This window comes from Bacteroidota bacterium, assembly GCA_018698135.1.
GTDB lineage: Bacteria > Bacteroidota > Bacteroidia > CAILMK01 > JAAYUY01 > JABINZ01.
Genome location: JABINZ010000002.1, coordinates 33,428 through 46,576, shown reverse-complemented (window position 1 = coordinate 46,576; position 13,149 = coordinate 33,428). Strand labels below are relative to the sequence as shown.

Annotated in this window: 12 protein-coding genes; 8 read left to right on the top strand and 4 right to left on the bottom strand. The window is 34.1% G+C overall.

Features of this window, described 5'->3' with window-relative positions:
• Positions 1-400 (bottom strand): peptidylprolyl isomerase (locus HOG71_00240; protein ID MBT5989258.1); only part of this gene is annotated, 400 nt, incomplete at its 3' end.
• A gap of 159 nt (positions 401-559) precedes the next feature.
• On the opposite strand from HOG71_00240, the gene HOG71_00235 reads away from it, so the two are divergent.
• The 5 genes from HOG71_00235 to HOG71_00215 all read left to right on the top strand — a co-directional run bounded on the left by HOG71_00235 (position 560) and on the right by HOG71_00215 (position 5,437).
• Complete coding sequence (locus tag HOG71_00235) at positions 560-1,378, top strand: hypothetical protein (GenBank protein ID MBT5989257.1); 819 nt, start codon at positions 560-562, stop codon at positions 1,376-1,378.
• Positions 1,379-1,398: 20 nt separating this feature from the next.
• Entirely contained in the window at positions 1,399-2,874 is a 1,476-nt protein-coding gene (locus HOG71_00230; protein ID MBT5989256.1) for a hypothetical protein, read from the top strand.
• Between the two features lie 88 nt (positions 2,875-2,962).
• Positions 2,963-4,468 (top strand): T9SS type A sorting domain-containing protein, encoded by a 1,506-nt coding sequence (locus HOG71_00225; protein ID MBT5989255.1) that lies wholly within the window; start codon positions 2,963-2,965, stop codon positions 4,466-4,468.
• A gap of 131 nt (positions 4,469-4,599) precedes the next feature.
• The gene (locus HOG71_00220; GenBank protein MBT5989254.1) at positions 4,600-4,794 is read left to right on the top strand and encodes a hypothetical protein; all 195 of its coding nucleotides are present in this window, start codon (positions 4,600-4,602) and stop codon (positions 4,792-4,794) included.
• Positions 4,795-4,903: 109 nt separating this feature from the next.
• Positions 4,904-5,437 (top strand): helix-turn-helix domain-containing protein, encoded by a 534-nt coding sequence (locus HOG71_00215; GenBank protein MBT5989253.1) that lies wholly within the window; start codon positions 4,904-4,906, stop codon positions 5,435-5,437.
• Here the strand turns inward: HOG71_00215 and HOG71_00210 are convergent.
• From HOG71_00210 to HOG71_00200, 3 genes are all read right to left on the bottom strand, one after another.
• Entirely contained in the window at positions 5,430-6,521 is a 1,092-nt protein-coding gene (locus HOG71_00210) for a 4Fe-4S binding protein (GenBank protein MBT5989252.1), read from the bottom strand. The two genes, HOG71_00215 and HOG71_00210, sit on opposite strands and share 8 nt — an antisense overlap.
• Before the next feature lie 21 nt (positions 6,522-6,542).
• Entirely contained in the window at positions 6,543-7,604 is a 1,062-nt protein-coding gene (locus HOG71_00205) for a PQQ-binding-like beta-propeller repeat protein (GenBank protein ID MBT5989251.1), read from the bottom strand.
• Positions 7,605-7,682: 78 nt separating this feature from the next.
• Positions 7,683-9,827 (bottom strand): Omp28-related outer membrane protein, encoded by a 2,145-nt coding sequence (locus tag HOG71_00200; protein MBT5989250.1) that lies wholly within the window; start codon positions 9,825-9,827, stop codon positions 7,683-7,685.
• Between the two features lie 157 nt (positions 9,828-9,984).
• On the opposite strand from HOG71_00200, the gene HOG71_00195 reads away from it, so the two are divergent.
• The 3 genes from HOG71_00195 to HOG71_00185 are packed head-to-tail and all read left to right on the top strand — an operon-like array spanning position 9,985 to position 13,138.
• The gene (locus HOG71_00195; GenBank protein ID MBT5989249.1) at positions 9,985-11,742 is read left to right on the top strand and encodes a M28 family peptidase; all 1,758 of its coding nucleotides are present in this window, start codon (positions 9,985-9,987) and stop codon (positions 11,740-11,742) included.
• Entirely contained in the window at positions 11,742-12,617 is an 876-nt protein-coding gene (locus HOG71_00190) for a hypothetical protein (protein ID MBT5989248.1), read from the top strand. The genes HOG71_00195 and HOG71_00190 overlap by 1 nt, the downstream gene beginning before the upstream one ends.
• The gene (locus HOG71_00185; GenBank protein MBT5989247.1) at positions 12,614-13,138 is read left to right on the top strand and encodes a TIGR00730 family Rossman fold protein; all 525 of its coding nucleotides are present in this window, start codon (positions 12,614-12,616) and stop codon (positions 13,136-13,138) included. Before HOG71_00190 ends, HOG71_00185 begins: the two co-directional genes overlap by 4 nt.
• Positions 13,139-13,149: the final 11 nt, after the last annotated feature.

Genomic DNA, 13,149 nt, shown 5'->3' with positions numbered 1-13,149 from the left:
CTGCCATGGGGTGATTGAAATCCATTTCTACATTTTCCTCGGTTATGGCAATTACTTTTCCATTGAATTGTCGACCGTGGCTATCTTTCATAGGCACACTATTGCCTAACTTAATCATTTCTGTATCCAGCTTACCATCTATCATGAAAGAGGCAATTGGCAAATCCATAATTGCCTGATCGTTTAATGGACCATAAGCATCATCCGATTTTAGTACAAAGTCAAATTTATTTCCAACATTTAATCCATTCAAATGCTCTTCAAAACTTTTTAAAAGAGTTCCTGAACCATAGATAAATGAAAGTGGATTTTCATCCTTAACTATTTCAACTACTTCATTAGTTCCATTTACTTTCAACTCGTATGTTACAGCAATTACTTTGTCCTTTGTTATATTCATTTTTCCTTTTTTCAATCTTAAATTAAACAACAATAAAATTTTTATTAATCAGCTGGCAAAAGTAAGCAAACTGATTTTATTAGAAAGGCATTTATGCAAATACCATGCACAAGGATTTATAGAAAATATTATCTTTACATGAATAAAAAATAATTGACTTTGAAAAATTTTATCGGATTAACCCTAATCATTGCCATACTAGGTTTTGGCCTTATTAATTGCAATGAAAAAAATGAATTACCACTCAGTGCAACAGCCAGTAAAACTGATCCTAGCTGCCAAACATGTAATGATGGCAGTATTGACCTGACAATTGTTGGCGGAACGGCCCCTTATTCAATAGTTTGGTCTACAAGTGCTGTAACTGAAGACCTTGAATCCTTGGCAATTGGCACCTATTCTTATACCATTACTGATGCCAATTTGGATGAATTAAAGGGAACTGTTGAGCTCACTTATTTCCATGAATTAGTTAAAATTGAAACCGATTTTGGCGATATTCTGATATGGTTATACGACCAAACTCCTCTTCACAAGGCCAATTTCCTAAAACTTAGTAAAGATGGCTTTTATGATGGTTTAATTTTTCATCGTGTGATTGATGAATTTATGATACAAGGTGGAGATCCTTTGGGAACAGGCATGGGCGGCCCCGGTTATGACATTACTGCTGAAATTTTACCCACGATCAAACATGAATTAGGTTCTCTTGGTGCTGCCAGAAATAACAATCCAGAGAAAAAATCAAATGGAAGTCAGTTTTATATAGTCGAAAATAAAAATGGAACCCCACACTTGGATAACTTATATACTGTTTTTGGTATCGTAGTAAATGGAATTAATGCAGTTCATAGCATTGCAGATGTAGCCACAGGAGTATCAGACAGGCCTGTAAACGATGTTGTTATGAAAGAAGTAACAGTTGTCAGTTACACAGCTTCTGAACTTGAAACACAATTTAGCTTTATTATTCCTTAGTCTTCATATCAAACTACTCCATGGAAATTATTGTCTTTTTAGTAATTATTATTTTCTATCAACCTTCCAGATATATATATTACAAAGTAATAGAAATAGCATTCTGGTATCGGGTAAATAGGCAAAGTAAATCTCCTGAAGATTTTAGATTAAAAGGTGATGCGAAATACTATGACGAACTACTTCTGGAGCATATTCCCTATTATCGAAAATTGAAACCAGCTTCAAAAGCGAAATTCCTGAATCGAATAAATCGATTTATTTACTCAAAAAAATTTATTGGAAAGGAAGGCTTTGAGGTTACACTGGATACGCAAGTTCTAATTTCAGCTGCTGCCATTCAGTTAACATTTGGTTTGAAAAACTATTTCTTTGCCTCTTTCAAAAAAATATTTGTTTACCCCGACTCGTTTTATTTCAGGCAAACAGGCCAATATCATAAAGGAAATGCAGGAACTCAGGATTTTATTAATCTTTCTTACAAACATTTCTTAGAAGGGTTTGGAACTCGAAAAGATAGAATCAATCTGGGTTTACACGAAATGACTCATGCCTTGGAGTTCAATTATCTCTTTGGCGATAACTATGATTATCTTTTTGCTGATTTTTATGACAGCTGGGCAGATATGGAAGAAATTGAATTTGAGAAAATGGTCATGGATAAAGACTATTTTCTAAGACGATATGCTAAGGCCAATATTCATGAATTTTTTGCAGTGTCAGTTGAGCATTTTTTTGAAGATCCACGCACTTTTATAAATAAAGCTCCTAATTTATACTACCGCTTATGTACGCTCTTAAATCAGGATCCATTAAACGAATATGGCGATTATTCCTTGGCAAAAGCATCAAAGGAAGTACACCATATTAAACGTAATTTTTTAAACAGACGATGGCATTGGTCATACTCAATTATCTTATCATCAATCTTTCCCGGCATATTATTCATTTATTATATAATCGATAATATGCTTATTTCTACGCCACATATTTTTTTACTAATATTGTTGTCTGCCATTACTGGAGCCGTCTTTCAATACAATTATTTCAAGAAGAATTATTGGCCTGGTATCATTCATTTTGTAGGATACAACCTCATTGGATTTGGAATATGGTTCACTTTCCTGATTCTATTATTAAATCAAATAATCCCTGTAAAAGACACCGATACGTCTTTCTATCAAATTGAAAAGGTATATTATGAAAACATGGATGCCTATACTACTATGGTCAAAGTTTGTAAAATTTCAAATGCATCTTTTGAAGAACTAGCCAATTATTATAATTTACACCCATCAGAAAGACTGAATAGAGATGAAATTCAACAACTGGCAAAATCGATTCCCAAGGAGGAGTTAAAAATCGATTATACTGATTGTATGGAACCCAAAATACTTTTGAAAAATGAATCTAATATCTTCTCACGACCATTAATTATTAGCAAAACAAAAGGATTATTTGGCTTTTACACAATAAAACGAATGGTACTCATTTAATTCCTCATCTTGAATTGTTGATTGTTTCATTTTGGTAGGTTATATGCAAAAAATATCTTCGCATAATAATTAACCTAAACCTATGTTTATGAAATTACGTTTTACACTATTTTTTCTTACCGTATTATCCTTTTCATTATCGGCACAGACCGTTTCAACTTATGCTGGAACACCTCAATCTTCAGGCAATACATCTGTGCCTGCAAATCGATTATCAGCCAAATTCTACAATCCCCATGGTGTTGCATTTGACAGTAAAGGGAATATGTGGATTTCAGAAAAAGGCAATTGTGTTATTACGATGATAATTGCAGCAAATGATGAGGTACGAATTCGAGTTGGTGGTATTGGATTGGCCAGTTTTATGGATGGCAGTGCAACAGTTGCACGATTCAATCAACCAGCAGGAATTGCTGTCGGACCAAATGACGAAATTTATGTTGCTGATATTGACAATCATGTAATACGAGTAATCAGTGCTTATCAAAATCTTGGAAATGCACAATCTGTGAATGTTTTTGCAGGTAAACATGATGTTAAAGCCGGATCATATACTTCCTATTCAGGATACAATGATGGAGATAAAGATAATGCATTGTTTATGTTTCCTTCAGATGTTGCAGTAGATGCAAGTGGTAATGTATATGTTTCTGACAGGGGAAACAATGTGATCAGGAAAATAGACCCAAGTGGCACAGTAAGTACTTTTGCTGGGCAACAGGGTGTTTCTGGAAGTGCAGATGGCCCTGCCCTTTCTGCTACATTCAACTATCCAGACGGTGTTTTCGTTAAGGGTAACGATGTTTATGTTGCTGACAAACTAAACTCCAGTATCAGGAAAATATCAGGAGGTCAGGTAACAACTGTAGTAAGTGGTTTATGGACACCAACTGACCTATACATTGATAATAATAATGACATATATATTATTGATTTACATCGTATATGGAAATTTGATCAAGCTTTTGCAGGTAGTACACAATGGTCGCTTTCAGGGTTTTGGGATGCAAATGGTACTGACGCCCGTTTTAAAAATGTTAATGGAATTACCGGAAATGGAAATTCATTATTTGTAGCGGATATGGAAAACCATGTAATTCGCAGGATTACTGATTGTGGCGGGTGGAGTGCCAGCATTTCAACTAACGGATACCTGCTTACAGCCAATAATGGGAAGTCATACAAATGGTTTAAAGATGGCAATGAAATTTCAGGAGCATCGAGCCAATCCTATACTGTAAGCTCAACAGGAAATTATAAAGTGGTAGTTGAAAACAACGATGGTTGTTTGGCTACATCAACTGAAACATACATCAATTACGTTTCAATTAATGAAATCACTTTCTTAAAACATCTGGAATATTATCCAAATCCAGCTGATGACAAATTACATCTGAAAATTGAATTAAATTCAAGAATACAAGTTAGCATCTCCATTCAAGACATTACAGGAAAAGAAATTGAGCGACTTGAATCGGGTAAAATTCAAAATCTAAATAAAGTTATTGATTTATCAAACTTAAAAACCGGACTTTATTTCCTAACTATTGATTCTGAAGAAGGTCGTATTTCCAAAAAAATTATGAAGAAATAGAGCTATTGTCTATTATGTACTTATGAGAAACCGTTTCATCAATTGAAACGGTTTTTTTTATTATTCAATTGACAAACACAATCAAATTGCATTCGGTAATTTTGAAGTATAATTTGAATAAAGAAATTAAAATGACTGATAAAAAAGAACCAAATTATAAGGCAATGTGGATGTTGGGTCTGGTGATGATTCCTTTGGGTGTCATTTTATTGTATTTGGGTCCAAAAAAAGCACCATTAGGTATTATACTTATTGGTCTTTCATGCTTTTACATTATAACAGCTATTCGAAAGAAAAAAAAGAAAGATACTGACCAAAAAGAATAGCTTGAAAACACCATAAAATATCGAATAATAAGATATGTCGTACAAATGTCGTATCTATTTTTCATCTATCATACTTTGCTGTTTTACATTTGAATCCTAATCAATTAACATGCATTCGCAACTCATTGGAAAAAAAATAGCTGAATTAAGAAAAGTAAAAAGCTTAACTCAAAATGAATTAGCATTAGCTTCAAAACTTAATATCAGATCTATTCAGCGTCTCGAAAGAGGAGATGTAGTTGCACGTGCTTACACGCTTAAAGCAATTGCTAAAGCACTTGATGTCGACATCAATGAATTTATAGATATGGATACACCTATTCAAAAGGATTACAGCAAATTTTGGATTGCAGCTTTGCATGTGAGTAGCATCATGCCCATTGTACTTATTGGCTTATTAATTTGGCTATTTAAGCGAGATGAGATTCCTGATTTTGATAAACATGCCAAAGCTGTTTTAAACTTTCAAATAAGTTTTTGCATCTATTTATTTGCAGCCTCAATGCTCATATTTGTCGTAATTGGATTTTTAGTTCTCCCTATTATGGGCGTTTTTATAACGGCCATTTCCATTATAAATGCCATCAAAGCCACAATGGATCAGGATTATAAATACCCATTTTGCATAGAATTTATCAAGTAGTTTGAATCCGATCTTTTTTATACCCACTTATTTTTGTATCAGGGCTTCTATACCGTCTCCAGAATTTGAAATATGTGAGTGAAGTATAGCGAAAGAAGATGTCAACAACCTTTATTTTTAATAGGAAATGTGTACAGAAATAAGCAATAAAAATAACCAATAGAAAAGTGATTCCCTGAATTAGGAAATCAAGAATAGTCGTCCAGATATTTTTTTGAGAGAGAACATCCGAGATTTTGTTAATTTCTGAGAAAACAAATGACTCAATAATGCCTGAAATGGCAATCCACAAGGGGATAGAATATCCATGAGAAGTTTGAATGGCACGCTCAGGACAAATATTCATACAGCGCATACAACTCTCACATTTATAAGACCAAAAGGGATGATTTCGCTTATATGAAATGGCTTGAACAGGACATAAATCAATGCACAAATTACACTGATTACATTCTTTGGTAGAATAAAATGTTTTTGCCAATCCATAACGACCAATAAAGTAATACAACACACTGATTGGAGCCACAGCTAAATCGAAAGGCAAGGACCAGAAAGCCTGATATCTTCTTTTACCTGTCAATAATCGATTTGACATCCTGCCGACAATTCCTCTACAACGCTCAAAAATTGATGCAACTACTTTAGCCTTAATTCCAGGATGAATAGATATCCAATTTGAAGGCAGGTCAAGTGGCTGCATATATCTTATTTTGTAACCTTTAAGTAATAGAATTAGCGCTGGTAAAATTTGAGCAAGACCACTTAAACCAGGAAGAAATAGCTTACTAAGCTTCATACCTGCTCGAGTGTTTAATAAAAAAACATGCGTTTTGTTAGTACATTTAGGGAATTTCAGGATGAAGTTTAGCATATAGGGAGCCAGACTAAAACCATGGGTTGGAAAACAAAATCCAAGCAATGTGTTAGCAGCAATTGGCTTAATCGAAGAGATGTTCCTATCAATTGAATACACCTGAGACTTAATTCCTGAATTTCCAAAATCCTCTGCAATCCACTTTGCAGCTTGCATAGCATTTCCTGTACCCGACAAATAATAGATAAGTAAATTTGAATAGGCAGTCAAACGAATACGTTTTAATGTATACTATAAATTATCTTCAAGCTTAATAAAATAAACATTGTAGTCATTACATCCTACAACCACAGTTTTATCAGGAAGTACAAGTGGTGATGAAAATATTTTCCCATTGAGTTTAACTTTCTCAACTATATTTCCATGCAGGTCGATGAAATAAAGATGTTTATCGTAAGATCCACAAACAATAATTTCATCGTTATATTTGGCAGGAGATGAAAAGACCAAACCATTTGTTTCAACTTTATTCATCAGCTTGCCATCTGTGGAAATAAAATAGATGTGTTTATCGAAAGAACTTACAACGATGGTTGTATCATTTAATAATAAAGGGTTAGCATGTATTCTGCCATCACATTTAAATGTATTTCTTAAGCTTCCATCCGGATTTAAGAAATAGAGTTTTTTATCATAAGAGCCCACAACGATAGTACCATCAGGTAATTCCAAGGGGGCTGAATGCATGATCCATGAACCCGTTTTATATTTGGCTTTTATCGTCCCATCACGGTTCAGGAAATACACATATTTGTCGTTTGAGCCAATAACTATGGTTCCATCCCTCATTTGTGTAGGGCTGGCGTGTGTTAACTTTTCTAATTTTATTTCATGAACAATTGTGTCAAAATTATTAATGAATTTGATTACTTTTCCAACAGCATACATGAATGTGTCCTTGGCTACATCAACTGTAGTTGTAAAAATCCCACTTTCTTCAGAACGTTTTTGGTGAAGAGACAAATCAGGTTTGAAAACATAAAAGTGGTTATCGTAGGAACCACATGTAATAAAACCTTTCCCTATTATTGACGGACTTGCATGAATTTTTCCTTCGGTTTTATACTTAGCTTTCAGTTTACCTTTGGCTGATAGGAAATAAATGCATTTATCATTTGAACCAATTACAATGATAGTATCTTGTGTCGCAATCGGTGAAGAATATACTTTTCCTTCCGTTTGAAATACATATTTAATGATAGCTTGATAAGAGTCCTTTTTAATAGCTTGTTTTTGAGCTAGCAAGAATAAACCCCATAAAGTGAAGGCAAATATGAATGTTATTTTTTTCAAACTTTCGGTATCAAACATGTTAAAATTGAACACCAAAACTAGATAAAATAATGATTAGTCTGGTGTTCAAAGATGTGCTTAATGAATAATTTGAAAAAGTAAGGATTTTACTATTTTTCCATCCTCCACAATTTTATAAACATACAATCCATCCTGCATATCGGATGTGTTCAGTTTCAATTCTTTAGTTCCTTTTGCATAGGATAATTTTTGAATGATTTTTCCTCCTAAATCATAAATCTCAACTTGTCCTTTCTTTTGACCATGAATTGGAATCATGGTATACTGATTGGCCGGATTTGGATAATTAGCTGAAATTGCTAACATCTTACTATCGAATTCTTCATTTGATAATAAACCACTAAACCAATCATAGGTCAGTTTCATGATTTCTTTTTGAACGGCTACATCAGCAATCATTTCAAGACTAACACCCATAAACAATGTTTTATAATCTTCAACCCGACTTCTTACCACAGCCGTTTTAGATGTATTTCCATTGTAATAAAATACGGATTGTCCTTGACTACCAACTGAAAGTTGATCAGGATAGAAATAGGGCTGTCCGTTGTCTGGATTAACGCCATATTTATTTTCAATGGCTGATGAGTTCACCGCTTTAAAAATACCATCATCACCATTTGCAGTTAATTGAGAATGCGATTGATCTCCATCAATAACATAACCTGCATGCAAATAATTAGTGACAAAACTTGAAGTTGTTGCTGTTCCATAACCACCTGCATCAAAATTATCCCAGGCAATATCTTGCCCACTTACGAATAGATTTCCTCCTCTATCAAGGAATAATGCAAAGAAATTACACAAGTCATCATTCATCGATGGAAATGACCAGCCAACATTGTAATAAATATTCAGCACTTCGTTTAATACATCGGCACTGCTAATCAATTTTATTACTTCCGACTCAGCTGATGCAAATGATGAATTCCCAGCATAAGTTAAACCATCCTTGATTACATTGTCGAAGTCTTTTGCTCGTACTTCATCTCCATTTCCCCAAGCAGCTGAATTGTTAAGAACCAAATCAGTAACTCCAGAAATCACATACACTTTTTGAATCCTTTCTTCAATTAATGGATTTGCCATTGATTTCATGCTTAATGTAAAAGTTGAAATTGCAGCGGCTACATCAGGTGTAACATTGATAGTAATGGTTTTTGCTTGAGCATCAGTCAGAGATATTATTGTCGAATCAGAATAATCTGTTCCATCAATTGTAAAAGATGATATCCAACCATGAGGCGCATCATTTGTCAAAACAAATTTAAAATCTGATGTGCCTGTTAAAGCACTATATGCATCTAAATCAAAGCTTGTCTTTGCTCCCTCAGTTCCCTTTACAAAAGCAACTCCGGCTTGTTCCAGATCACCAATAAATAAGGCAGTTGTGCCATCTACTGATCCGCCATCTGCTGGAGCAGTAAAACCGGTATAAACCTCCTGCTTGCTTTCTGAAATATAAACCATCACATCGCAATTAGAAGCGACCCATTCTGCAGGAACTACATAATTAAACGTATTGGTATACAAGGATCCCTTGCTGGTTTGTGTAATTTTTGCACCCCACTGACCAGTAATTAAATGCCTCAATATGTGTTTGTGGTCATAATCAGTATGTGTTCCATTGGCATAATCGGACTGATAACCAATAACATGATTTTCCAATAGTGCAATATTGATATAATTACTGCTTTCTGGGCTATTCATGCTATAGTATGCTTCAACTACTATAGTTAATTGCCTTGATGCTGAATCAAAAGTTGAGTTGAATCCAATATTTACAGGCGAAGGCTTTGCAAGTATTTCTGGAGCAACAGCAGCCCATGCTGAACGGCTTAATGCTGTTTTAGTGGCGTCTACTGCAGGGAAAATATGTCGATTAACCGTTCCAGAAGGATAACCACTTACCCCTGCCAGAGCAACCAAACTATCCCCAAAGATGGTTCTGAACTCAGGTTCTCCAGCAGCAGGAACTGCAAAAGCACCGGCATGTATATTTAACAATTCAATTCGTCCCGGATTGTTGGTCTTTAACTCTTCTGCTCTGGCGTGTCCATCAGGACAATATCCGCAATGAATACCTGTGTATTCTTCAAGAACAACATTTCTCATTTGTACATCTGTAGTAACAATGGTTTGTGAAAACCCAATGAAACTTATAAAACAAGCAAATAATACAGTAATGCTACGCTTTTTCATAAAATAGATTTTAATTGTGTTTTGGTTAGTTTTTATGACTCACAATTTAGTAAAATAATTGAACTAATTATCAGTTCTGATTTCATATAACATCATTCTTGTGAGATTAAAAGAACTTATATCTTTGTAGCAATATGAATTATTTAAATTACTACATATGAATCCTCAATTTAAGTTGCTGTTCATAGTTTTTGCATTTATTCCGCAATTCAACTTTGCGCAAACAAACATTCAAGTCAGCAATCAGCTTGTTGAAAACATTTTAACAGGCAACTACAACAGAGGGGATTATCAGCCTACTCTATTCATTAAAAATCAAGACTCGCTGATTAATGGACTTATTAATGAGATTTCAAACGATTCATTATTCAGTTATCTGCGAAAATTGGAATCTTTTTACAATAGAAATACGGCCTCAGATACACATTCAAACAATACAGGAATAGGAGCTTGTAGAAGATGGATTTATGCTAAATTTCAACAATTCAGTGAACAAAATGAAAACAGACTGATCACTTCCTATCTTGACTTTAACAAATCGGTTTGTGGTATGGGGAGTCATAAAAATGTTATGGCAGTACTACCCGGACTTGATCCAACAAGTGATGAGATTTTGATAGTAGAAGGGCATTTTGATACCCGTTGTGAAGGTGGTTGCGATACTACTTGTTATACACCAGGCATGGATGATAATGGATCGGGAACCGTTTTGGTTATGGAACTTGCTCGTGTCATGAGTAAGTATGCTTTCAATAAAACCATTGTTTTTACGACAACAACTGGTGAAGATCAGGGCTTACATGGTGCTACTGCATTTGCTCAATATTGTGCCGACAAGGCTTTGCTGGTTAAAGCTGTTTTTAACAATGATGTTGTTGGAGGAATTTATTGTGGATATACATCTTCGCTACCTTCATGCCCTTATGCAGGACATACCGACAGCACTCATGTTCGTATTTTCTCCTATTCTCAAATAAACGATTCATTTCGAAATTCATCACACAAACAGTTGGCTCGATATATTAAAATGAATCAGGAAGAAAAAATAAATCCCAAGCTTTTGTACCCCTTAATTATTAATTTAATGATTATGGAAGATCGTACAGGAAGAGGTGGTGATCATATTCCTTTTCGAAAAAAAGGTTATGCTGCTATACGTTATTGTGCTGCCAATGAGCATGGAAATGGGAAAGGTATTTTGCCTGACAGGACTCATACATCTACTGATATAATTGGAGTTGATACAACCCAACCACCAGATGGAAGTATTGATAGTTTTTTTGTTAACCTGAATTACTTGAGAAGAAATGCACTATCGAATGGCATAAATGTAGGTTTAATTGCAAACTCTCCTCTTGTGCCAAATCCTGAATTCATACCTGTATGGACAGGTATTGATATTTTAATGAAAGATAAGGATAGCTTGTTTAAAAACTACCGTGTTGGAATTCGATCAAAAGGATCAGGCACTTTATATTTTGATACGGTCATGTCTTTTACTGGAAATTCAAAAATTCATATTAATAAACTGGATGCTGGCAAAACATATTTTTTTAGTGTTGCAAATGTTGAAAATGGAATATCAAGTTTGTTTTCCGAAGAATTTTCATTCGAATACAAAGTGTCGCTAAAAGAGTATCATGAACAGACCTTTTCATTGTTACAAAATAGTCCAAATCCATTCTTCAAAACAAGCAAAATTAAAATCATTGCAGAACCAAAAATTGAAAATAAAAACGCCTCTATTGTCATTCGAGATATAACTGGGAAAATTGTATTTACTGAAAGGATTCAATTACATGGCGGAATCAATACGTATATTTTCACTAATAATGGAGAATTTAAAGGTCTGTATACCTACTCTGTGGTGATAGGAAATCAAATTAGTCAAACACTCAAAATGATTGTATTATAATGAAATACTACTCAATAATAAGCTTTCTTCTGATTCTATCTCATTGTGTTTATGGCCAATACTCTCCGAATTCAAGCAATTCCAAGGAAGTGAAAAACTTTCATCAAACAACAACCTTGGTTGTACTGCAAAACCATACCGAATTTGATTCAGCATTCGTAAAAGCGATCAAAGAACAATGGACTACAACACCCTATAAATTCATCAGTAAAAACGAAATCCAGCAATACATTTCCAATGATTCTTTTTCTTTCCTCTTAGCACATAATTTTGAATTTACCCGTAATAATGATATTTCTGTAAATATTGAAACGCGACATTATTTATGCCTGATTAATGGAGGTCGAAATAAACTTTCGAGATACCAATTCAGCGATTTAGTTGCGTTCTCTCCATTCGACTTTTATGGTTTGGAACAAGACAGAATGCAGGCTGCTTATCGATTAAAGTTAATGGTTAGTTCTATCCAAAAATCTTTACATGCTCTGCGTATTAATGGGATAAGAGGAAATGAACTAAGTATTAATCAACACTTGTCAGAATACTATAACAGAAAAGTCAACATCATTAAAACAAAAACATTACTGATTGATCCGGATATGTTGTCCCCTAAACTTAGTGAAGAGAAAATTAAGGGTGTTTATCCATTCCCTTTTATCATTTCAAATAAAAATTGGATTAAAACAGCCATTAGTTCAAATGAATCAGATTATTGCTATTTGGTTAACACAAATTCCTATGATAAAAGCATTCAAATTATTGACCTGCAGCATACTCGCTTATGCTATTCGTATTATGCGCTAAGTGGGATGGGCAAATTAACAAAACGGGATTTTAAGCGTATCACAAAAACATATATCAAAGCAACTAAATGAACATCTGTCTTTTTGCCTCATCTAGTAAACATATCGATCAAAAGTATTTTGACACCGCTGCTGAATTAGGAAATTTAATTGGTCAATCAGGACATACATTAATTCATGGAGGAGGAAAAGAAGGTTTGATGGGAAAAGTGGCTGACCATGTCCAGTTAAATAAAGGGAAGGTAATTGGAGTTATACCTGAAAAACTGAATCAAAAAGGTATTGTCAGAGAAAATGATGAGGAAACTATTGTGACCAAAACAATGGCTGAGCGAAAAGCGATTATGTTTGAAATGGCTGATTTATTTATCGCCTTGCCGGGAGGCTTTGGAACGTTGGAAGAATTGTTGGAAATTATTACACTCAACCAGCTTGCTTATTTAAAGAAAAAAGTAATCATCTTCAATACTCATGGTTATTATGATCTTCTTATTCAATTTTTCGAGCAAATAGTTAATTTTAAATTTTCGGATTCCTCAAGTCATGAACTATTCACAATTGCAAATAGTCTTGATGAATTATCGATTGTTTAGTGATCCATTAA